This is a genomic window from Amycolatopsis jejuensis (genome assembly GCF_000717335.1).
GTDB lineage: Bacteria > Actinomycetota > Actinomycetes > Mycobacteriales > Pseudonocardiaceae > Amycolatopsis > Amycolatopsis jejuensis.
In genome coordinates, this window is the sequence record NZ_JNYZ01000034.1 from 71,242 (window position 1) to 93,622 (window position 22,381).

Genomic DNA, 22,381 nt, shown 5'->3' on the forward strand with positions numbered 1-22,381 from the left:
TCCAGCCAAACGCCGAACCAGCCACCGAGCCCACAACCGAGCCGACGACCGAGCTGCCGCTCCAGCCAAACGCCGAACCAGCCACTGAGTCCGCAACCCAGCCCACAACCCAGCCCACCACCGCGAAACCCTGCCCGACCTCATCGGTCCTCCGGAGAAACCCTCGGCAACCGTGGCAACCGCAGCGTGAACACCGCCCCATTGACGGTATTCGCCGCCTCGACATCCCCGCCGTGCAACCGGGCGTTTTCCCGTGCGATCGACAACCCCAAGCCGCTTCCCTCCGATCTTGCCCTCGACGTGTCCGCCTTCGTGAACCGGTCGAACACCTGCGGCAGCATTTCCGCCGGGATGCCCGGGCCGTGGTCGGCGACTTCGAGCGTGACCGTTGCGGCGTCGGCGGTCAGGCGGACGGTCACTGGTGGCGCGCCGTGTCGCAGGGCGTTTCCGACCAGGTTCGCCACCACCAGGTCCAGTCGCCGGGGGTCGGCGAAGGCCGTGACTCCGGGGGGCAGCTCAGCGTGGATTCCGTCCTCCGCGGTCCACCCGCGGGCGGCGATGCTGCCTGACACCACCTCGGCCACGTCCACCTCCTCGGCTCGCAGCTCGGCGCGGCCGGCGTCGAAGCGGGAGATCTCCACCAGGTCCTGCACCAGCCGTGTGAGACGGCGCGTTTCGGCGGATACCAGGCGCGCCGCGACGGCGGTGTCCGCGGGGAGTTGCGAAGCGTCCTCGTCGAGTACGTCGGTGACGGCGTTCATCGCGGCCAGTGGCGTGCGCAGCTCGTGTGACACGTCGGCGACGAACCGGCGGGCGTCGGCCTCCATGGCGCGCAGGGAGCCGACCGTGCGCTCCAGTTCCGCTGCCGTGTGGTTGAACGTCGTGACCAGCTGGGACAGCTCGTCCGACCCCTTCGCGGGCAGCCGTACGTCTAGCTGGCCGTCGCCGAGTTTGCGGGCCGCCGAGTTCAGCGCGCGCACCGGGCGCAGTACGTGGCTTGCGGCCAGCAGCGCCAAGGCGACCGCGACCGGCAGCGCCAGCGCCGTCATCTGCCACGCCCGCGTGGCCAGCTGGTCGATCGCCATCTCCTGGGCGTCCAGCGACACCTTCTTGTACACCTCGACCCCGGTGTGCTCCCGCCCGCTGCTGCGGTACCGCAGTACCGGCATCCCGATCAGCAGCTCCGGGCGACCGTCCACCACGACCCGCTGGAACTGGATCGACAAGCTCTGCGCGACCTCCCGGCGCAGCTCGGCGGGCAGGCTCGCCGGGTCGAACCCGGTGCTGGAACGCAGGGCACCGAATACGACCACGGTGGTGCCCTTCAGCGTGTGCGCCAGGTTTTCGAGCTGCTGCTGGTCGGGTGGAAGGGTCATCTGCGGCAGGTACGCGGTGACCTCGTCCCGCAGCTGCAGCATCGCCGGGTCCTGTACGCCGGCCAGGATCGTGGTGCGCGCCGACACGTAGCTCGCGCCCGCCGCCGCGCCCGCGCCGACCAGGGTCATCGCGGCGAATGCCAGCACCAGCCGGGAACGGAGGCCGGACACCCACGACCGCAGCCGCTTCACGAGCGGCCGAACTTGTAGCCGAACCCGCGCACCGTCTGCACGTGGTCCGGCCGCGCCGGGACGTCCTCGATCTTCGCGCGCAGCCGTTGCACGCACGCGTCGACCAGGCGGGAGTCGCCGAGGTAGTCGTGCCCCCACACGGTCGCCAGCAGCTGGCGGCGGCTGTGCACCCGGCCGGGCGTCCGCGAGATCTCCAGCAGCAGCCTCAGCTCGGTGGGCGTGAGCGCGACCGGTTCGCCGTGTTTGCGGATCTGCAGGCCCGCCCGGTCGATCACCAGGTCACCGTGCTGTTCGGGCGCGGCGCCGTCGTGGTCGGCGGCCGTGCGGCGCAGCACCGCCCGGATCCGCGCGTCGAGCACCCGCGGTTCGACCGGCTTCACCACGTAGTCGTCCGCACCCGCTTCGAGACCGGCGACGATGTCGAAATCGTCGCTGCGGGCGGTCAGCATGATGATCGGCACCTGACCGGCCGCACGCATCCGGCGGCAGGTCTCGAACCCGTCGATCCCGGGCAGCATGAGGTCGAGCACCACGAGGTCCGGTGCCCGCACGCGCAGCAGCACCACCCCGTCCTCGCCGCTCGCCGCGGTGTGCACCGTGTATCCCTGCCTGCGCAGCGCCAGCTCCAAGCCCTCCCGGACGGACGCGTCGTCCTCGACCACCAACACCACTGCCACGCGGTCATTATTGGGAAAACCCGCGGGCGCGCGCGACCCGGGCGGATCTTGTAGCGAAACCATGACATGGTCCTGACGGGATCCCGAAATCCCGCGGCCAGGCTCGGGGACATGGCAGTGATGACCCCCGAAAAGCCGACGTCCGCAATGCCCCGCCATGCACTGGTGCCGCAGCGCCCGTCCCGCACGGCCGTGCTCATCGCCGCCGCGGGCGGGTTCACCGTCGCCTTCGCCGTGGCCTACCTGCTCTTCGTGCGCACCGCGGGCGGGCAGCTGGCCGAGAACGGCGTCGTCCGGACGGCGCAGACCCTCCGTGGGGCCACTGTGGAATGGGCGGAGCCGCTCACCGGGCTCGACCTGGTGGCGGTACTCGGCGGGGCGGGCGTGGTGATCGTGCTGCTCGCGGTGGTCCGCCGTCGCTTCGCGCTCGGGGTGACCGCGCTGGTGCTCTTCCTGCTGCCGCTGGCCGCCGCCCAGCTGCTCAAGATCTACCTGCTCGACCGGCCGGACATCGGCTCCGCGGGGGGCGGCCCGAGCCACAACAGCTTCCCGAGCGGGCACGTCACCGCGGCCACCGCGGTGCTGCTGGCACTGGCCGTGGTGCTGCCCGCCCGGTTCCGGACCTGGGTACTCGCCGTGGGTGCGCCCGGCGTGGCCTGGGTGGCTGCGGCGACCGTCGCGCTCAGCTGGCACCGCCTGTCGGACACCGTGGGCGGCAGCCTGCTGGTGGCCGCGGTGGTGTGTGCGGGCGCGGCGGTCGTCTCGGCCCGGCGTCCGGACGGCGGCCGGATTCCGCCGGTGGCGACCGCGGTCGCGCTGTTCGGCCCGGTTGCGGTCGTGGCCGCCGGGTACGCGGTGCTGGCGTCGGCGACCTCGGTACCGGCCCGGTTCGTCGCCGCGCTGGTGCTGGCCGCGGTGAGCTCGGTGGCGGTGGTGCTGCTCGCCGCCGGACCGCTGCGCCGGGTGAACTTCGACCCGTCCGGCGCGCGGAACCGGGTGCGCGGCGGCGACCCCCGCTAGGGTCGCCGCGTGGACGCGCGGCAGCTGGAGTACTTCCTCGCGGTGGTGGACCAGGGGAGCATGACCAAGGCCGCGCAGGCGCTGTACGTGGCCCAGCCGTCGCTGTCGCAGGCGATCCGCGGGCTGGAACGCGATCTGGGTACCGACCTCTTCTCCCGGATCGGCCGCCGGCTCGTGCTCACGCAGGCCGGGCAGGCGCTGGTCGAACCCGCGCGGCAGGTGGTCCGCGGCCTCGCCGCGGCGCGGTCCAGCGTGGACTCGGTGGCCGGGCTGCAGGTGGGCCGGGTCGAGATCGCGGCGATGCCGTCGCAGGCCGTGGAGCCGTTGTGCGGGATGATCCGCCGCTTCACCGGCCGCCACCCGGGGATGTCGGTCGCCGTGCGGGCCGCGTTCCGGTCCGGGGAGGTGCTGGCGCAGGTCCGCAGCGGGACCACCGAGCTGGGGCTGGCCGCCGGGACCGAGCCGATCGCCGGGCCCGGCGTCGAGGTGGTACCACTGGAGCGGCAGCGGTTCGTGCTGGTCGCGCCGGGGGACACCGATCTCGCGGGCCCGGTGCGGCACACGGACCTGGCCGGACGGCGGATGATCGTGGGCCAGCCCGGCACCGGGATGCGCCGGTTCGTGGACGGGATCCGGGCGGACGGCGTCGAGCTGGTCGACGTGGTCGAAACCGAGCACCGGGAAGCGATTTTGCCGCTCGTGCTGGCCGGGGTCGGGGTCGCGGTGCTCGCCGATTCGTGGGTACCGCTGGCCGAACGCGCCGGGGCTCGCGTCCTCGCCCTCGATCCGCCCGCGTACCTGCATCTCGCCCTCGTGCACCGGTCCGGCGTGCTGACCCCGCCTGCCCGCGCGTTTCTCGCCGCGGCGCAGGAACCATAGGCGGAACCGATCAGCCGGGCTCGGATCCGCTCGTGGACACGCGCCTCCGGCACTGATGACATGGGGGACATGACGAGCGTGCCGCTGCCCAGTCCGTTCCGGTCGCACACAGTGGACGCCGGCGGGGTCGGGATTCACGCGAAAGTGGCCGGTTCCGGGCCGCCGCTGCTGCTCCTGCACGGATACCCGCAGACGCACGTGATCTGGCACCACGTCGCTCCCGCGCTGGCTGCGGACTTCACCGTGGTCGCCGCGGACCTGCGTGGCTACGGCGACAGCGGCAAGCCCGCGCCCGGCCCGGACGACGCGGAGTACTCGAAGCGCGTGATGGCCGCCGACCAGGTACACCTCATGCGGGACCTGGGTTTCGACCGGTTCGCGGTGGCCGGGCACGACCGCGGCGGACGCGTCGGGCACCGGATGGCGCTGGACCACCCGGACGTGGTCACCCGGCTCGCGGTGCTCGACATCGTCCCGACCCGGCACACCTTCGCGAACGCCGACGCAGCCTTCGGGCTCGGGTACTACCACTGGTTTTTCCTGGCCGCGGGCCACGGCATCCCGGAACGGCTGATCGGCGGCGACCCGGAGTTCTGGATCCGCGCGCGGATGGGCGCCCGGCACGCCGGGGGCACGCCGTTCGACCCGGCCGCCGAAGCCGAGTACGTGCGCTGTTTCTCCGACCCGGCAGCCATCGCGGCGTCCTGTTCGGACTATCGCGCGGCGGCGGGCATCGACCTGGAACACGACGACGCCGACGCAGGCCGCCGGATCGAGGTACCGCTGCTGGCGTTGTGGGGCGAGCGCAGTTTCGTCGGCCGGAATTACGCCGTGCTCGACGTGTGGCGGGAGTACGCCGCGCAGGTTTCCGGCCGCGCGCTCGCCGCCGACCACTACCTGCCGGAGGAAGCCCCGGCCGAGGTCACCGCGGAACTGCGCACCTTCTTCACGACAGGTTCCGCACCGCGGGCAGCTTTCACGACGGGTTCCGCCGGGGCTTGATCCGCACCGCGGGCAGCGGGGGAGCGGGCAGCCGCGCCGGGCCGCCCGGGTACGGCTCGATGGCGCCGAACTGTGCGGATTCCGCTTCCCACGCCTCGCGGAACTCCACGATCTCGTCGTGGCTGCGCGCGACGAAGTTCCACCACATCAGGATTTCCTCGCCGAACGGCGGCCCGCCGAGCAGGATCACACGGGCCGGGGCGGATCCGGGGTTGCGCAGGTCGATCGTCCGGGCGCCGGTGCCGCGGTAGCCGAGCTGGGCCGTCTCCAGCGGGGTGCCCTCGAAGGTGATCGTGCCGGTGTCGAGGAGGACGCCGTGCTCGAACTCCGGGTCGACCTCGAGACGGGTCTGCGAGCCCGGTTCGAGGACGATTTCCGCGCCCAGCAACGGCGTGAACGTGCGTACCGGCGACGTCTCACCCGCGAGCGTGCCCAGGAACACCCGCGCGGTGGCGCCGTCGAGGGCGGTGACCGGCGGGACGTAGTGCTGGAAGTCGCGGTCGGCGTGCCGGTGCTCGTCCGGGAGTGCGACCCACAGCTGAACTCCGTGCAGCAGCGTCGTTTCCGGGGTCGAGACTTCCTCGTGGCAGATTCCGTGGCCGCCGGTCATGAGGTTCAGCTCGCCGGGCCGGACCATGGCGTGCGAGCCGAGGCTGTCACGGTGCTCGATCTCTCCGGCGAACAGCCAGCTCACCGTCTGCAGCCCGGTGTGCGGATGCGGGCCGACCGACATCCCGCCGCTCTCGGCCGGGTCGACCGGGCCGTAGTGGTCGGCGAAACACCAGGCCCCGATGAGGGAGCGGGGCCGCTGCGGCAGGGTCCGGTGCACCGGCATCGCCCGCGGCCCGCCGAGCGGCACCGACCGCGCACCGAGAACCTCGACCCGGCCCGGCGCCGCGGGGTCCCCGCCGCACGCCAGCTCGGCCGGTTCGGTCTCGACGTTGCTCATCGCGCCTCCTGATCTCGTTGCCCTGCCGACGATACGTCGGCCGCGGCCGGTGCGGGCCGATCTTGGAGACCGCGAGGAGTTACAGGATCGGCTGGGTCGAGCGTTCCTGGCGGGCCCGGTCCTCGAAGCTGTCCCACACCTGCCGCACCAGCGCCGGGTGCGCGAGGAGGTCCAAGGCAGTGCGCGCGAGTGCCGCGCCAGTTGCCAGCAGTACCGTCCGCGCGCGCGGAGACCTGGTCGCCTCGGCGAATTCCGGCGTTCCGGCCGCATGCGCCGGGTCCAGGAGCGCGACCGACGGATGGATCGTCGGTACCCGCACGCTCAGGTCGCCCACCTCGGCGCGGCCGGGTACCGAGCCCGGCCCCGGCGGGGTGGTGAGGATTCCGCACGCGGCGAGGTGGCGGGTGAAATGCCCGGACAGCACCGGATTGTCGCGGAAATGCGTGCGCTCCGGGCCGACCCGCTCGACGTCCGCCTTCGTGCCGGTGGCCAGCGCTGCGCCGTCGGCGGCTGCGGTCACCTCGGACACCAGCCTGGTCACCACGGCCGCGGTGGGTGCGCGCAGGCCGAACTGGGCTTCGGCCAGGTCGGGGACCACGTCGGTGGACTCGCCGCCGCGGGTCACGATGCCCTGTACGACCGCGCCTGCCGGAAGCCGGGACCGCAGGGCGGCGACGGCGGTGAAGACCTGCACGAGCCCGGCGAGCGCGTCGGTGCGGTCCTCGGGTGCCGGACCGGATCGGCCGTGCACGGTGACGCGCAGTTCAGTGCGCGCGGTGAGTGGTGCTGCCGCCCAGGTGTGTACGCCGGGCTGGAAGGTGAGGACCGCGTCGACCCCGTCGGCCGGATGGTCGGTGACCAGCAGCGACCCGGCGTCCATGACGCGCGCCGTCGCGAGCGCGGCGCCCAGCACAGCGGCAACGACCAGGTTGTGCCCCGATTCCGGCCGCCCGTCGGTGGGTGGCAGCAGCGCGACGCACGGCCGTCCGGTGCCGTACCGCGCGGTGAAGCCGTTTTCGAGGGAGACGTCGAACCCGGCTTCGGTCAGCGCCGGTCCGAGGTCCGGTGCCTGAGCGTGCGCCCAGAGCTGCTCGGCGAGCAGCCCGATCTCGTGGTCGGCCCGGTCGTGCCGGTCCTCGTCCGCCTCCATGCCGCTCAGGTACCCAGCCTGCCGCGATTCGATCCGTCCCGCCGGCGGGTAGTCAGTCCAGAGTGGACAGGCGTGCGGTCAGGTCCTCGGTGAACCGGGTCAGCAGCGCGCCCAGTGCCCGGCGGTCCTCGGCGGACCAGCCGCTCAACGCGTCGGTGAACCAGCCTTCGACGACGCCGAAGTACCGCTCGATCGCGGCCGTTCCGTCGGCGGTGAGCTGGATCAGCCTGGCCCGCTGGTCGGCCGGGTCCGCGATGCGCTGCACGAGGCCGCGGCTTTCCAGGCCGTGCACCTGCCGCGTCACATGCGGCCCGACCACCTTCATCCGGTGCGCGATCTCCCCGACCCGCAGCGGTTCGCCCGCGAGGTGCAGCACGCCGAGGATCGTGATCGCGGGCCGTTCGAGCGCCAGCCCGCTCGCCTCGAGCGCGCGCTCGACCAGCCGTCCGCGGTTCAGGGAGCTGCTCAGCTCGGTGAGCCGGGGGAGCAGCTCCCGCAGCAGCGAGGGATCGGACGGCATCGCGGGCTCCTTGAATAGATACCTAAGTTAGGTATACAGTTGGGTCGTTCGGAAAAGGATACCTAAGGTAGGCATCTATCGCCTGCCGGGGAAAGGGGAGAACCATGAGCAGGAGCGTGCTGATCTCGGGGGCGAGCATTGCGGGCCCGGCGCTGGCGTATTGGCTGAGCCGGTACGGCTTCACGGTCACCGTGGTGGAGAAGGCGTCCGCGGTGCGGGGCGGCGGGTACCCGATCGACGCGCGCGGGCCGGCAGTCGAGGTGCTGCGGCGGATGGGGTTGCTGGAGGCGGCGCGGGAACGGCATGTCGCGACTCGCCGGATCACGTTCCTCGACGCCGGTGGCGCGCAGCTGGCGCAGATCGAGCCGGAGGAGCTGACCGGCGGTGTGGCCGGACAGGACATCGAGCTGCGCCGCGGCGACCTCACCGACCTGCTGTACGGTGCGGTCCGCGACGAGGCCGAGTTCCGGTTCGGCGATTCGATCACGACGCTCGACGACCACGGCGACGGCGTGGACGTGACGTTCCGCAGCGGCCTGCGCCGCACATTCGACCTGGTGATCGGTGCCGACGGGCTGCACTCCAACACTCGCACGCTCGTCTTCGGCCCGGAGAAGCAGTTCCACCACTACCTCGGCTACTGCTTTGCCGGATTCACTGCGCCGAATTACCTCGGGCTGTCGCACGAAGCGGTCACCTGGACCGTCGCAGGCCGTACCGCGACGCTGTACGCCACCGACGACAGCGAACGCATGCACGGATTCCTGTCCTTCAGCCGCGAAGATGCTCCGCTGCACGCCTTCGCCGATCCGGCCGCGCAGCGCGACCTCGTCGCGAGTTACTTCACCGGCGACGGCTGGGAGGTGCCGCGGCTCGTCGAAACCATGCGTTCCGCCGACGACCTGTTCTTCGACGTCGTCAGCCAGATCCGGATGCCGGTGTGGTCGAAGGGCCGGGTGGTCCTGGCCGGGGATGCCGCGCACGCGACGTCGTTCCTGTCCGGCCAGGGTTCCAGTCTTGCGCTCATCGGCGCGTACCTGCTGGCGTACGAGCTGGCCGACGCGGAGCACCCGGCTGCCTTCGCGGCGTACGACCGGCGGGCACGGGAATTCATGACGCGCAACCAAGATCTTGCTCCGGCGGGGGCGCTGATGCTTTCGCCGCGCACCGAGGAGGAACTGGCGGCGCGCAACGCTGCGCTGCGCGACCCGGACGGGCTGCCCGCCGAGACGAGCCGCGAGGTCCACTCGAACCTGACCCTGCCGCCGGAGCGCGTCGTCACCGGATAAACCGCTGGTGTACAAGGGATGCATCGTGCCGGTGAGCGGGACCATTCCGGCTCGCCGCGCGATGTTTCCCTGGTGTCCCTTCAGCTTCCCGCGCGGCGGTGCCACCATCCCGGCATGAGGAAACTCCAGCGGGTCGTGACGGTGCTCGCGGGCGCCGCGTTGCTGTTCCCGGTTTCGGTGGCCTACGCCGATCCGCCGCACAACCTGCCGCAGAACGCCGGTGGGTACGAGCTGTCCTTCTCGCCCGCCTACGACTACGACGGCGACGGCTGCTACGCCACGCCCGCGATCGGCCCGGACGGCACGCTCGCGCCGGGGCTCAAGACGTCCGGCGCGGTCAACGGGAACTGCCACGACCGCTCCGACCTAGACAACTCCCAGACCTACTCCCGTTCCACCTGCAACCACGGCTGGTGCGCGGTCGTGTACGCCAGCTATTTCGAGAAGGACCAGGCGGTGGACGGCAGCGGGCTCGGCGGGCACCGGCACGACTGGGAGCACGTGATCTCGTGGATCGACCAGGCGTCCGACCGGGTCGAGTACGTGACCACCACGCAGCACTCGTCGCAGGTCACCTACCCGCGCACGCAGGTCGCCTTCGACGGCGCGCATCCGAAGGTCGTCTACCACAAGGACGGCCTGAGCACGCACTTCTTCCGCCTGGCCGACGCCCACGACGAACCGCCGGAGAACCACTACCACACGTGGCGCTACCCGCCGCTGGTCGGCTGGGACGGCTGGCCGTCCACCGCCCTGCGCGACCGCCTGATGACCGCCGACTTCGGCGCTGCCACGATCAAGATCAACGAAGGCCGCTACCAGGAGCTGCTGGGGAAAGCCAAGCCGGCGGGCATCCCGTTCGACCCACGCGGGTAGCGGTGCGCTTCCGCTCCCGGGGAATCCGGACGGACGGGCAGATCCCGCCCAGCGGACGGTAATCGGGCCCTACGGTATGAACCGGAAGCAGCGTCCCCCGATGATCGGAGTGCTGGGTGGTTCGGAAGCTGATTGTCTCGGCCGGGATTGTTCTCGGGGCGAGTGCGGGAGTCGTCGTTCCGGGAGTGGCATCGGCGGCTCCGGCTACGACCGCGAAGTACGTTCCGGTGAAGATGTACGACTACGAGAAGTCCTGCCTTGCCGATCAGGCGCTCCGGAATCTGGGCAGGAAGACCCCGGAACGCTCGGTGTGCCGCCCCTCCGGGAGCAAGTGGATTCTCTGGGTCGACATGTGAGCCTGCCAGGATTGATGCCGTTTCCGCATGAGTGAGGCGGGCGGCTGGTATTGGACGGGTCTCAATCGGGCCGGGAATAGTGTCCCGTATGCACGCAGACCGTCCCGCTGCCCTTCCGCTCGACGGCGTCACCGTCGTCTCCGTCGAGCAGGCCGTCGCCGCGCCGCTGGCCACTCGCACGCTCGCCGACCTCGGGGCGCGGGTGATCAAGGTCGAACGCGTCGACGGCGGTGACTTCGCCCGCGAGTACGACCACGTCGTGCACGGGACCGGGGCGCATTTCGTGTGGCTCAACCGCGGCAAGGAGTCGCTCGCGGTCGACCTCAAGACCGCCGAGGGGCAGGACGTGGTGCGGCGGCTCGTCGCGCAGGCTGACGTGTTCGTGCAGAACCTCGCGCCGGGTGCGGCCGCGCGGCTCGGGTTCGGCGCGGACGAGCTGCGGGCGGACCATCCGGAGCTGATCGTCGTCGACCTGTCCGGCTACGGCCGGGGCGGACCGCGCGAGCAGCGGAAGGCCTACGACATGCTCGTGCAGGCCGAGGCCGGGCTGATCGGCATCACCGGCACCCCGGACACGCCGGTGAAGACCGGCATTCCGACGTCCGACATCGCGTCGGGGATGTACTGCGCGCAGGCCGTGCTCGCCGCACTCCTGCGCCGGTGGCGGACCGGCGAGGGCGCGACCGTCGAGGTGTCGATGTTCGAGGCGACCGTGGAGTGGATGGGCTACGCGGTCTACAGCCAGATGTACTCCGGGCGCCAGCCCGAGCGGATGGGCCTGAGCCACAGCTCGATCGCGCCGTATGACGCGTACCCCACGAAAGACGGTCAGATGCTCATCGGCGTGCAGAACGACGCCGGGTGGCGCACGCTGGTCACCTCCGTGCTCGATGCGCCGCAGCTGGCCGACGACCCGCGTTTCGTCACCAACGTCGAGCGCGTGCGCCATCGCGCGGCCTGTGACGAGGCGGTCGCGGCCGAGACGTCCCGGTGGTCCACCGTCGAGCTCGACGAGCGCCTTGCCGCCGCGGGAATCCCTGCGGCCCAGGTGAAACAGGTCGCCGACGTCGTCGCAGATCCGCAGCTGCGTGCCCGGAACCGTTGGCGCACCGTCGAAACCGAGAACGCCACCGTGGACGCGTTGCTGCCGCCGGTGACTTTCGCGGACGTCGAGGCGCGGATGGGCGACGTCCCCGCGCTCGGCGCGCACACCCGGGCGCTCTTGCAGGAAGCCGGGGTGGACGCGGACGACCTGCTGCAGCGCGGGATCGCGCGTTGACAGTTGTATGGTGCATCTCTAGCATCGGGGCACATGCCGGGACCAGGCCTCGACGCGAGCGATGCCCTTGACGCCATCCACCGGGCGATGATCCTGTTCTCCCGCGGTTCCCGGGTGCGGTCGAACGAACTCTACGAAGGCCTCGGCTTCGTGCCGTACACCCTGCTGTCCTCTGTGGACCTTGCCGACTGTGCGCACGCGGCGGATCTCGCCCAGGAGTACGGGCTCGATCCGTCCACAGTGAGCAGACAGCTGGCCGAACTCGAGGACGCCGGGTTACTCGTCCGCGGCCCGGATCCGCACCATTCCCGGAAGCAGCGGCTCGAGCTCACCGCCGCCGGGCGGTGCGCAGTGGCGACCACCCGGGCGGCGCAACGGGAACGGCTGGCCGAACGCCTGCAAGACTGGCCTCGCCACGACGTGACCGAGTTCGGCAGGCTGCTGACCAGGTTCGTGGCGGATTAGTCCACTTTGGACGGGTGCTTCGCCAGTGGTGTCACGTGGATGTCCATATACGGGAACAGCGGCAGGTTCGACAGCAGTTCGTGCAGCTCGTCGTGACTGTCCACATCGAGCACCGAGAAATTCGCGTACTCCCCGGCAATCCGCCAGAGGTGTGGCCATTTCCCGGTTCGCTGCAGCTGCTGGCTGTACGCCTTCTCCCGCGCAAGGAGGTCTGCGCGGGCCGCCGGGTCGAGGTCCGGCGGCAGGCGGACGTCCATGCGTACGTGGTAGAGCATGCTTCTCCGATCAAGCCGGGTCGAGGACGAAACTGTACTCGATGATCTCCCCGTCGCCGGACGGGCGCGGGTCGAGCAGCAGTTCGGGCTTCACCGCGGACGCGATGTCGTCGTCGTTGTGCTCGTCGCCCGGGAAGTACAGCTGCGCGGTGAGCAATTCGTGCCCTGGCGCGGAAACCTTTACGTGCAGGTGCGCCGGCCGCCACGCGTGCCAGCCCGCGGCGGCGATCAGCTTGCCGCACGCGCCGTCGGTGGGAATCTGGTACGGCGCCGGTCGCACGGTGTGGATCTCGAAGCGGCCCTCGGCGTCCGTCGTGAAGGTGCCGCGCAGGTTCCACTCCGGGATGCCGGGCGCGAACTGCGAGTACAGCCCTGCCGCATCCGCGTGCCACAGCTCGACTTTCGCGCCAGCCAACGGGGTTCCGGTGGTCGACGTGACCTGGCCGGTCCAGACCAATGGTGTACCCGGCTCGTCCTCCCGCGACGGCACCGAGCCGCGCGCGCCCTGCTCGGGAGCGTCCGGCACGTAGTACGGGCCTTCGATGGTGCCCTTGTTGCCCTCGCGGTGTTCGGTGGCGACCTCCTCGACGACGTGCTCGACCCAGACGTCCAGGAACAGCGGCCATTCGCCGTCCTCGCCGACGCTGATCAGCCACGACTTGAGCGCGTTGTACTCGGCATAGGTCACTTTGTGCTTGCGGATAGTGCTGTGCACGGCCTCGAGCACCTCGCGGGCCAGCAGGTCGACGCGCTCCTTCGGCGTGCCCGCGGCACCCGTGAGCTTGTCGCTCTTGAACCGTTCGGTGGCGCTGGCCCCGGACGCGGCGGCGGTGGGGGAGTGGACGGCAGTCATGAATCCTCCTTGATCCATCAGGTTTTCCGGCTCAGTCCAGCCGGTAGTGGCGGAGTTTGCCCGGGTCGATCGCGGCGCCGAGACCGGCGCCGGGGCGGATGGCGAGCTCGCCGTCGGCAATGGACAGCGGCTCGGCGAGCAGGTCGTCGCTCATGTCGAGGAAGTTGGACAGCTCGCCGGGGCGGCGCGCGGTGAGCTCGTACGACGCTCCGAATGCGACAGTGCACAGTGAACCGAGCTGGCCGTCGATCTGGTTGCCCATCACGACTTCCAGCCCCAGCCCCTCGGCGAGGTGGTGCGTACGCTGCGAGCGGGTGAAGCCGGTGCGCGCGGTCTTGATGCTGATCGCGGTGGCCGATCCGCCGAGGATCTCGCGGGTGACGTCGGCCGGGCTGACGGCGGATTCGTCGGCGATGAACGGAACGTCCACTTGGGACACGAGCCAGCGGCGGCCGAGTACATCGTCGGCGGGGCACAGTTCCTCGGCGAACAGCAGGTCCAGGTCGGCCATTTCCTTCATCGCCCGCGCAGATTCCGCGGCGGTCCAGCCCCGGTTTCCGTCCACGTAAAGGTCGACGGCGGTGCCGAACCTTTCACGCAGCGCCCGGACCACGGCGGTGTCCAGGGTGACCGGACGGCGTCCGACCTTCACTTTGAACGTGGTGATCCCGTACGTGTCCCGGATTCGTTCCGCCTCGGCGACCATCGCGGCCGGTTCGTCGAAGCCGAGCATGTGCGATACCCGCATGCGATCGGTGTACCCGCCGAGCAGTTCGGTGACCGACACGTCGAGGCTTTGCCCGAGCGCGTCCCAGATCGCCATGTCCAAAGCGGACTTCGCGGCCGGATTGCCGACTGTGCGGGCGAGCCTGCGGTGCACGGTTTCCCGTTCCAGCAAGCTCAATCCGACGACCTGCGGGGCGAACACGGTGTTCAGCACGGCGACGATCCCGGCCTGCGTCTCGCCGTAGTGAACGGCCGCGGCGGTGCTTCGGCGACGCCGATGATCCCGTCGTCGGTGTGCACGCGGACCAGCACGTGCTCGGCCGTGTGTACCTCGCCGGACGCGAAGCGGAGCGGTTTGCGGTAGGGGATGGCGAACGGGATCGCCTCCACCTCGGTGATTTTCACGGTCTGCCCCCTGAAACGGGTAGTTCGGCGGGAAAGAGCTCGCCGAGCGCGTCGAGCACCGCCGGGACCAGCGCGGACGGCCGGTCGCGATGCCAGGCGAGCGCGAGCTGCACGGTGGCGGCTCCGGCGAGGTCGCGGAACACGACCCCGGCCAGTGGCAAAGCGCGGGCGGAAGCGGGTACCACGCCGACACCGAGGCCACCGGCCACCAGTGCCAGCAGCACTGCGGTCCCGGCCGCTTCGTGCTCGCGGCGCGGGGTGAACCCGGCGTCGCGGCAGCTGCGCAGCGCCGCCTCGTTGACCACGGAATGGCTGCCCGGGTACGTGACGAAGGTTTCCGCCCGCAGGTCGGTCATCGACACCACCGGCTCCACGGCGAGCCGGTGGTCGGCCGGGACGGCGAGCACCAGCGGTTCGGTCTCGATCACCTGCAGCTCGAGGTCGCCGCCGGTGACCGGCGGCCGCAGCACCCCGACGTCGAGCGTGCCGTCCCGCAGGCGCTCGCACTGCTCGGCGGTGAGCAGGTCGGCGTGCACTTCCAGCTCCACGTCCGGCAGCCGGTGCTGCAAGGCGCGGGCGACCTGCGGGAGATGGGACAGCGCCGCGGTTCCGGTGAAGCCGATCCGCGCGAGGCCGAGCCGTCCGTCGGCAATGCGCCGGGCGCCCCGGGCACCCGCCTCGACCGCGTCGAGAATCCGCTGCGCCTCGGCGAGGAAGAACCGGCCCGCCGGGGTCACCTGCACCTGCCGCGTCGTCCGGCTGAGCAGGGCGACGCCGAGCTCGTCCTCCAGCTGCCGGATCGCGTGCGACAACGCGGGCTGGGCGAGGTGCAGCCGTTCCGCGGCCCGCCCGAAGTGACAGGTTTCGGCGACGGCCGCGAAGTACCGCAGGTGACGCAGTTCCATCGGGCTTCCTCTCCTTCGCTCCACCGTATGGTCGGGTATTCAGCCAAGACAAGGAGCAATTTCCGGCTGATTGATAAACAGCATCGAACAATCGCACCCTAGGTCAGGACTGGGGCTTGCCCTGGTGTACCGGTCGCCGTGGCCTGTCACAGTTCCCGGAACGTGCCGATCAGTGCAGATCAGCTGCCCGTTGGAGGAGCCATGACCGAGACGCTGGACCACGCTGCCGCCGTCGTCGCCGACGCGGTGGTGGAGGACCCGGAGGCGGGCGTCTATCGCGCGAACCGCCGGATCTTCACCGACGAGGAGATCTTCGAGCTCGAGATGAAGCACATCTTCGAGGGCAACTGGATCTACCTCGCGCACGAAAGCCAGCTGCCGGAGCCGGGCGACTACTTCACCACCACGATCGGCCGCCAGCCGGTGGTGCTCACCCGCGACAAGGACGGCGAGCTGCACTGCCTGATCAACGCCTGCGCACACCGCGGCGCGATGATCTGCCGCCGCAAACGCGACAACCGGCCCACGCTCACCTGCCCGTTCCACGGCTGGACCTTCCGCAACGACGGCAAGCTGCTCAAGGTCAAGGACCCGGACGGCGCGGGCTACCCGGAGTCGTTCGACACCGGCGGCTCGCACGACCTGACGAAGGTCGCGCGGTTCGAGTCGTACCGCGGGTTCCTGTTCGGCAGCCTCAACCCGGACGTGCTGCCGCTGCCCGAGCACCTCGGCGACGCCACGAAGGTGATCGACATGCTGGTGGACCAGTCGCCGGACGGGCTGGAGGTGCTGCGCGGCGCGTCCACCTACACCTTCGACGGCAACTGGAAGGTGCAGGCGGAGAACGGCGCCGACGGCTACCACGTCACCGCCACGCACTGGAACTACGCGGCCACCACCGCGCGGCGCAACACCGGCGAATCGGCGAACGACACGAAGACCCTGGACGCGGGTGCGTGGGGCAAGTCCGGCGGCGGGTACTGGTCGTTCCCGCACGGGCACCTGTGCCTGTGGACCTGGGCGGGCAACCCGCAGGACCGGCCGCTGTGGCCGCGGATGGGGGAGCTCAAGGAACAGTTCGGCGAGGCCCGCGGGGAATTCATGGTACGGGGCTCGCGGAATTTGTGCGTGTATCCGAACGTGTATCTGATGGATCAGTTCTCCACGCAGATCCGGCATTTCCGGCCGATTGCGCCGGACAAGACCGAGGTCACCATTTACTGTATTGCGCCGAAAGGCGAGAGCGCCGACGCGCGGGCGTGGCGGATCCGGCAGTACGAGGACTTCTTCAACGCTTCCGGAATGGCGACGCCGGACGATCTGGAGGAGTTCCGGTCCTGCCAGCTCACCTTTCGCGCGTCGGCCGCGCCGTGGAACGACATGAGCCGGGGCGCGCAGCATTGGCTCACCGGACCGGACGAGGTCGCGTTGTCGCTGGGCCTGACCGGCGTGGTTTCGGCGGGGCAGAAGAACGAGGACGAGGGCCTTTATCCGGTGCAGCACGGCTATTGGCAGGAAACGATGCGGGCCGCGATTGCGCGGGAACAGTCCGTCCGGGGAGGCACCCGATGACCGCCGTCGCCGAAAAGACGATCACCCAGCAGGACATCGAGCAGTTCCTCTACCGCGAGGCACGCTATCTCGACGACCGCGAATTCGAGAAGTGGCTCGGCTGCTACGCCGACGACGTCGTGTATTGGATGCCCTCGTGGGGCGACGACGATCTGCTGACCGAGGACCCGCAGCGCGACATTTCGCTGATCTACTACCCGAACAAGGGCGGGCTCGAAGATCGCGTGTTCCGCATCCGCACCGAACGCTCCAGTGCGACGTCGATCCCGGAACCGCGGACGAGCCACAACATCGCCAACGTGGAACTGATCGAGCGGCACGGTGACGTGGTGGACGTGCGGTTCAACTGGCACACGATGTATTTCCGGTACCACACGGTCGATCCGTATTACGGGACGTCGTTCTACACGATCGATTTCTCTGGTCCGGCGCCGTTGATCCGGCGTAAGACCGTGGTGCTCAAGAATGACTATATTCATCACGTCGTCGACGTCTACCATTTCTGAGGCCGTCATGACTCACCGGATCGCACTGTCCTTTGAGGACGGAGTCACGCGCTTCGTCACGTGCGCGCCGGAGCAGACCGTCGCGGATGCGTCGTACCGGCAGCGGATCAACATCCCGCTCGACTGCCGCGACGGCGCTTGCGGTACCTGCAAGGCGTTCTGTGAATCGGGGGAGTACGAGGGCGGTGATTACCTCGACGACGCGTTGAGCCCGGACGAGGCGGCGCGCGGATATGTGTTGCCGTGCAGTATGAAACCCAAGTCCGATCTTGTCCTGCAGATTGCTAGTACGTCGGCGGTGGCGAAAACCCAGGCGGCCGAATTCCGTGGCACGCTCACTGGTCTGGAGCGGCTTTCGCGCACGACCATGGCGCTCACGGTGGAAATTCGGGATCAGATTCCGTTTCTGCCGGGGCAGTACGTGAATGTCACGGTGCCGGGTACGGAAGTCACGCGGTCGTATTCGTTCAGCAATGCACCCGGTGATGGGCAGTTGACGTTTCTGGTGAAGCTCACGCCTGGCGGCGTGATGTCGGATTACCTGACCGGACGGGCGAAATCCGGCGATGAGCTGACGTTCACCGGTCCGCACGGGAGCTTCTTCCTGCGTGAGACGGACCGGCCGGTGCTGTTGCTGGCGGGTGGGACCGGGCTGGCGCCGATGCTGTCGATGGTGCGCACCATGAGCGACGACCGTCCGGTGCATTTGGTGTACGGGGTCAGCACCGATGAGGATCTGGTCGAGACTGCCACATTGGAAAAGCTGGCCACGGATCTGCCTGGCTTCACCTGGGACTATTGCGTTTCCGATCCGGCGAGTGCGGCGCCGAACAAAGGGTATGTGACCACGCTGATCCGGGACGAGCACCTGCATGGTGGCGACGTCGCGGTGTATTTGTGCGGTCCGCCGCCGATGGTGGAAGCGGTACGCGGGCATTTCGCTTCGACCGGATTCGAGCCGACCGGGTTCTACTACGAGAAGTTCGCGCTGGCGGCGGCTCCGGTACGCGAGATTCCCGTCGAGGAGATCGAGCTTGTTCCGACCGGTGGCCGGTCGCTGGCCGGGCAGGAACTGTTCCCGGAGGCCGAAGTGGTCCCGCTGCGGGCCGGGACGGCACTGTCCGCAGTGGACGAAGCACTGGTTGCCCGGCGGATCGCCGGGCAGGAAATGCTGCCTGCGGCGGAGCCGCCGGGGGAGTACGAAATCGGCGAGGAACATCCGTCGGTCCACGAATCGGACGCCGTTTTCGAGGCTCGGCAGGCGCTCGAATTGGGTGCGCTGGAATTGACCATCGGCCGGTTGTCGTCGGGTCAGCTCGCCGGGTACCGCCTGCTGGCCGAATCGACTGTGCCCTATGTGGACGGTGACCGCTTCCTGGACGCGGCCGCGTACACCGAAACCAACGCGGCTTTCCACGACTACCTGTTCACGCTCACCGGCAACGAGCACCTCCTGCAGGCGTATCAGGCGCTCGGCGTGAAGGGGCACATGGCCGAAACGCTGCGCAACGCGACCTGGTGCCATCCGCGCTGCACGCAGGACCACCTCGACCTGGTCGCCGCCTTCGAAGCGGGGGACCGGGCGACCGCGCGACGGCTGATCGTCGAGCACGCGGACCGGTCCAAGGTGACCACCCGGCGGGCGATGGGCGAGGTCAGCGGGCCGAAGTTCCTGTCGCCGGGCCGGTTCGCGGGCAAGGTCGTGGTGGTCACCGGCGCGGCGCAGGGGATCGGCGAGGCAACCGCGCGCCGGATCGCCGCAGAGGGCGGCTCGCTGGTGCTCGCCGACCGGTCCGGCCTGGTCAGCGGCCTGGCCGGGGAACTGCCCGAGGCACTGCCGGTGATCGCCGACCTGGAGACCTGGGCGGGTGCGCAGGCCGTCACCGAGGCGGCGCTGACCAGGTTCGGCCGGATCGACGTGCTGGTGAACAACGTCGGCGGCGCGCTGCGGTTCAAGCCGTTCACCGAGTTCAGCCCGGACGAGATCGAGGCCGAGGTCCGCCGCTCGCTGATGACCACGTTGTTCTCCTGCCGCGCCGCCGTTGCGTCGATGGCGCAACGGGGCGGCGGGGTGATCGTGAACGTGTCGTCGGCGGCCACCCGCGGCATCCACCGCATCCCGTACTCCGCGGCGAAGGGCGGGATCAACGCACTCACCGCGTCGCTGGCGTTCGAGTACGCCGGCGCCGGGATCCGCGTGGTCGCGACCGCTCCGGGCGGCACTGAAGCCCCGCCGCGGCGGATCCCGCGCGGCGGCCCGGACCCGGCCACCGGCCAGGAGCAGGCGTGGTTCCAGGCGCACATCGACCAGACCGTCGAGTCGTCGTTGCTCAAGCGGTACGGCACCCTGGACGAGCAGGCCGCGGCGATCGCGTTCCTGGCCTCGGACGAGGCCTCGTACGTGACCGGTACCGTCCTGCCCGTAGCCGGGGGTGACCTCGGCTGACGACCGAACTCGTGAGCTGGGAGGACCGTGACCGGACCGGCGGATTCGGTACGCCTGCCACCCGGGCGTGCCGTACTGGTGCGCGGCCCGGGCGGCTCCGGCCGGACCACACTGGCACAGCGGCTGGCCGATGCCCGCCCGGGCCCGGTGCTCCGAGCGGCCGCCGCCGAGTGGGAGGGCGCGTACGCGGTGGTGCGGCAGCTGGTGCCGGACCTGCCGGTGGATGGCTCGCCGTTGATGGTGGCCGATGCGCTGGCCGCCCGGTTGGCGCCCGGCACCCTGCTCGTGGTCGACGATGCCCACCTCGCCGATGTGGACTCGATCCGCACGTTGTCGTCGCTGCTGCGGCACCATCCACAGGTCACGGTGCTGCTCACCGCCGCGACAGGCGACCCGCGGGCCCGCGCGGACGTGCTCGAATTGCTCACCCGCATGGCCGACGACGAGGTCCGCGTCCCGCCGCTTGATGCCGCAGAGGTGTCCGAACTGGCGTCGGCACACGGCATCGCCCTGCACCCGACCATGGCCGAACGGCTTTGCCGCCACACTCTCGGGCGGCCGCGATTTGTGGTTCAGCTGCTCACCGAGGTCCCACGGACGACCTGGGCCCGCTTCGATCCGAACCTGCCCGCCCCGGCCGCGATTGCGGCGTCGGTCCGCGAGCGCCTGGCGGCGATTTCCCCTGCGGCGGAACGATTTGTGGCCGCCACCGCGGTACTCGGCGCGGGGGCGGCGGTGCGCTCGGTGGCGGCCTTGGCCGACGTCGACGACCCGCTGCCGGTGCTCGACGAGGCCTGCGCGACCCGCTTGGTCGAACTCGCCCCACGCGGGCTCTCCGAGGTGGGTCCGCCGGATCCGATGGTCCGCGCGGCGGTGCTCGCCGAACTGGGCCCGGAGCGGCGCTCGCAGTTGCAGCGGCGGGCGGCTGACCTGGTCGAAGACTCGGCGCGAAGCCTGCGGCTCCTGGTGGCGGCGAGCCCGGTGCCGGACGCGAGCGTCGCGGACCGCCTCGACGCCATGGCCGTCGAGCGGGCTGCCGAAGGCGCGTGGGGCACCGCTGCAGTACTGCTCAACGACGCTGGTCGCCTCACCGAGGAACCCTTGCTGCGGCAGGAACGAATCACCCGCGCAGTAGACGCCCTGATCGGCGCCGGTGACGTCTTCCGCGCCGCCGCTTTGGCTCCGGAGGTGGAAAGCGTCCGCGAGACGCCGTTGCGGGATGCAGTCCTCGGTTACCTGGCGGTAGTCCGTGGCCGAGCCACCGAGGCAGGCAGCCGGTTGAGCCGTGCGTGGGACATCGTGAACGCATCGCGCGATCCGGAAACGGCGGCGGTGATCTGCCAGCGCTACGTCCTGGACGCCCTGTGCCGGTACAACGCCGACGACCTGGTGCGCTGGGCGGACCGCGCGATCGAGCTCGCAGTACCCGAGACACCGCCCGCGATCGAAGCCGCCGCCATCCGTGGCCTCGGCCTCGCCGCATCGGGGCGTGCCCGGCAAGCGCGGCGGGACTACACGCACCTGGCCGAGCGGATCCGGCACGGCGCGCAGGCCCAGCGGGTGGTCATGGCACGTGGCTGGCTGAACCTGCTCACCGACCGCATCGACGACGCCCGGGTGGATTTGGAAAGCGCCGTACCCACGAGCTACCTGGGCGGCTCGGCACGGATTTCCCTGTGGGCACAAGCCTGGCTGGCGAGAACGCTGTTCCTGACCGGCGAATGGGACGACGCATTGCGCGTGGTCCGCGAAGCCCGCGGCTTGATCGACCGCAGCGGAATCATGGTCACCGGCCCACTGCTGTACTGGACGGCGGCCGCAATCCACACCCTGCGCGGCGACCGGGAACGAGCAGACGAGGCACTGCTGGCTTGCGCGGCGGGCCCGCAGGATTACGAAATCATGCGAGTCCCCGGCCTGCTGGCAAGAGCACAAGTCGCCGAGGCGGCGGCCGATTCATCCGGTGTGTTGCGGGCGCTACACCCATTGACCCGCTCGTCACTGCCACGCGCAATCGACGAGCCAGGCCATTGGCCGTGGCAAGATCTGTACGCGCACGCTTTGGTCCTGAGCGGACGATCCGACGAGGCCGACGCATTTCTCGTTCCGCACGAACGCCTTGCCGCCAAACGCGATCACGTGTCAACTCGGGCAAGGCTAGCCGCAGCACGGGGACGGCTACTCGGCGCGCGCAATGATCACCCCGGCGCGACCGCAGCCTTCGACGAGGCAATGGAGCTGATCGGAACACTGCCACTGCGATACGACCAAGCTCGGATGGCGTTCGCATACGGACAGACGTTGCGGAGGTTGGGCCGCCGCGCACGGGCAGACACCCAACTGGCAGCCGCACGAGACGGCTTCGCCTCAATGGGCGCAACGACCTACGCCGCCCGCTGCGACCGAGAACTCCGCGCCGGCGGAGTACACGTCCCAAGGTCCGGAGCCGACAAAACCCTCACCCCGCAAGAAGAAGCGGTAGCAAGATTGGTCGCAAGGGGACAATCCAACCGAGAAGTAGCAGCAGAACTGTTCCTCTCCGTGAAAACCGTCCAATACCACTTAGAGGTCCTAACAGAATGATCTTGGTTTGTGGTTTGATGTCTCCTGTTGTTGATCATGTGGCGGGAGGTTGGTGTGGCCCAGCGCAGGCCGTGGGAAGT

At 70.0% G+C, this 22,381-nt stretch carries 20 protein-coding genes and 1 pseudogene; 12 read left to right on the plus strand and 9 right to left on the minus strand.

Going from position 1 to position 22,381, the window contains the following annotated elements:
- Positions 1-140: 140 nt before the first annotated feature.
- Both OO71_RS36730 and OO71_RS36735 read right to left on the minus strand, forming a co-directional pair.
- Positions 141-1,505: a sensor histidine kinase gene (locus tag OO71_RS36730; RefSeq protein WP_084145534.1), complete on the minus strand. Its 1,365-nt coding sequence runs from the start codon at positions 1,503-1,505 to the stop codon at positions 141-143.
- A 59-nt stretch (positions 1,506-1,564) separates the two neighbouring features.
- A complete protein-coding gene (locus OO71_RS36735) occupies positions 1,565-2,245 on the minus strand; it encodes a response regulator transcription factor (RefSeq protein WP_033294615.1) in 681 nt (226 codons plus the stop codon).
- A 111-nt stretch (positions 2,246-2,356) separates the two neighbouring features.
- On the opposite strand from OO71_RS36735, the gene OO71_RS36740 reads away from it, so the two are divergent.
- The 3 genes from OO71_RS36740 to OO71_RS36750 all read left to right on the plus strand — a co-directional run bounded on the left by OO71_RS36740 (position 2,357) and on the right by OO71_RS36750 (position 5,146).
- Positions 2,357-3,265, plus strand: a complete 909-nt coding sequence (locus tag OO71_RS36740; protein WP_033294616.1) for a phosphatase PAP2 family protein — start codon at positions 2,357-2,359, stop codon at positions 3,263-3,265.
- Positions 3,266-3,274: 9 nt separating this feature from the next.
- Positions 3,275-4,144 carry a LysR family transcriptional regulator gene (locus OO71_RS36745; RefSeq protein WP_033294617.1) on the plus strand — a complete coding sequence of 290 codons (870 nt, stop codon included), beginning with the start codon at positions 3,275-3,277 and terminating at the stop codon, positions 4,142-4,144.
- A gap of 69 nt (positions 4,145-4,213) precedes the next feature.
- The gene (locus tag OO71_RS36750; protein ID WP_051792672.1) at positions 4,214-5,146 is read left to right on the plus strand and encodes an alpha/beta fold hydrolase; all 933 of its coding nucleotides are present in this window, start codon (positions 4,214-4,216) and stop codon (positions 5,144-5,146) included.
- Here the strand turns inward: OO71_RS36750 and OO71_RS36755 are convergent.
- From OO71_RS36755 to OO71_RS36765, 3 genes are all read right to left on the minus strand, one after another.
- A complete protein-coding gene (locus tag OO71_RS36755) occupies positions 5,121-6,095 on the minus strand; it encodes a pirin family protein (RefSeq protein WP_033294618.1) in 975 nt (324 codons plus the stop codon). The genes OO71_RS36750 and OO71_RS36755 overlap by 26 nt on opposite strands.
- A gap of 79 nt (positions 6,096-6,174) precedes the next feature.
- Complete coding sequence (locus tag OO71_RS36760; protein ID WP_033294619.1) at positions 6,175-7,245, minus strand: zinc-binding metallopeptidase family protein; 1,071 nt, start codon at positions 7,243-7,245, stop codon at positions 6,175-6,177.
- 52 nt (positions 7,246-7,297) lie between these two features.
- Positions 7,298-7,765 (minus strand): MarR family winged helix-turn-helix transcriptional regulator, encoded by a 468-nt coding sequence (locus tag OO71_RS36765; protein ID WP_033294620.1) that lies wholly within the window; start codon positions 7,763-7,765, stop codon positions 7,298-7,300.
- Positions 7,766-7,869: 104 nt separating this feature from the next.
- Between OO71_RS36765 and OO71_RS36770 the strand changes: the two genes are divergently transcribed.
- From OO71_RS36770 to OO71_RS36790, 5 genes are all read left to right on the plus strand, one after another.
- On the plus strand, positions 7,870-9,054 hold the full coding sequence (locus OO71_RS36770; RefSeq protein WP_033294621.1) for an FAD-dependent monooxygenase: 1,185 nt from the start codon (positions 7,870-7,872) through the stop codon (positions 9,052-9,054).
- A gap of 114 nt (positions 9,055-9,168) precedes the next feature.
- A complete protein-coding gene (locus OO71_RS36775; RefSeq protein ID WP_033294622.1) occupies positions 9,169-9,930 on the plus strand; it encodes an NPP1 family protein in 762 nt (253 codons plus the stop codon).
- 116 nt (positions 9,931-10,046) lie between these two features.
- On the plus strand, positions 10,047-10,286 hold the full coding sequence (locus tag OO71_RS36780) for a hypothetical protein (RefSeq protein ID WP_033294623.1): 240 nt from the start codon (positions 10,047-10,049) through the stop codon (positions 10,284-10,286).
- Positions 10,287-10,374: 88 nt separating this feature from the next.
- Entirely contained in the window at positions 10,375-11,565 is a 1,191-nt protein-coding gene (locus OO71_RS36785; RefSeq protein ID WP_033294624.1) for a CaiB/BaiF CoA transferase family protein, read from the plus strand.
- A gap of 33 nt (positions 11,566-11,598) precedes the next feature.
- Positions 11,599-12,030 carry a MarR family winged helix-turn-helix transcriptional regulator gene (locus tag OO71_RS36790; protein ID WP_033294625.1) on the plus strand — a complete coding sequence of 144 codons (432 nt, stop codon included), beginning with the start codon at positions 11,599-11,601 and terminating at the stop codon, positions 12,028-12,030.
- Here OO71_RS36790 and catC read toward each other — a convergent pair.
- The 4 genes and pseudogenes from catC to OO71_RS36810 all read right to left on the minus strand — a co-directional run bounded on the left by catC (position 12,027) and on the right by OO71_RS36810 (position 15,194).
- On the minus strand, positions 12,027-12,305 hold the full coding sequence (gene catC / locus OO71_RS36795; RefSeq protein ID WP_033294626.1) for a muconolactone Delta-isomerase: 279 nt from the start codon (positions 12,303-12,305) through the stop codon (positions 12,027-12,029). The two genes, OO71_RS36790 and catC, sit on opposite strands and share 4 nt — an antisense overlap.
- A 10-nt stretch (positions 12,306-12,315) precedes the next feature.
- Entirely contained in the window at positions 12,316-13,158 is an 843-nt protein-coding gene (gene catA, locus OO71_RS36800) for a catechol 1,2-dioxygenase (RefSeq protein ID WP_033294627.1), read from the minus strand.
- 31 nt (positions 13,159-13,189) lie between these two features.
- Positions 13,190-14,289 (minus strand): annotated as a pseudogene (locus OO71_RS46750) (mandelate racemase/muconate lactonizing enzyme family protein).
- Positions 14,286-15,194, minus strand: coding sequence for a LysR substrate-binding domain-containing protein (locus tag OO71_RS36810; protein WP_033294628.1), 909 nt, complete (start codon positions 15,192-15,194; stop codon positions 14,286-14,288). Before OO71_RS36810 ends, OO71_RS46750 begins: the two are co-directional and overlap by 4 nt.
- A gap of 201 nt (positions 15,195-15,395) precedes the next feature.
- Here OO71_RS36810 and benA point away from each other — a divergent pair, with 201 nt between their 5' ends.
- From benA to OO71_RS36830, 4 genes are read left to right on the plus strand one after another with little or no spacing between them, the layout of a single operon-like run.
- Positions 15,396-16,766: a benzoate 1,2-dioxygenase large subunit gene (gene benA / locus OO71_RS36815; protein WP_033294629.1), complete on the plus strand. Its 1,371-nt coding sequence runs from the start codon at positions 15,396-15,398 to the stop codon at positions 16,764-16,766.
- Positions 16,763-17,272 (plus strand): benzoate 1,2-dioxygenase small subunit, encoded by a 510-nt coding sequence (benB, locus tag OO71_RS36820; RefSeq protein WP_033294630.1) that lies wholly within the window; start codon positions 16,763-16,765, stop codon positions 17,270-17,272. Before benA ends, benB begins: the two co-directional genes overlap by 4 nt.
- A 7-nt stretch (positions 17,273-17,279) precedes the next feature.
- Complete coding sequence (gene benC / locus OO71_RS53025; protein WP_033294631.1) at positions 17,280-19,718, plus strand: benzoate 1,2-dioxygenase electron transfer component BenC; 2,439 nt, start codon at positions 17,280-17,282, stop codon at positions 19,716-19,718.
- A gap of 27 nt (positions 19,719-19,745) precedes the next feature.
- Complete coding sequence (locus OO71_RS36830) at positions 19,746-22,301, plus strand: helix-turn-helix transcriptional regulator (protein ID WP_084145532.1); 2,556 nt, start codon at positions 19,746-19,748, stop codon at positions 22,299-22,301.
- The last annotated feature ends 80 nt before the right edge of the window (positions 22,302-22,381 follow it).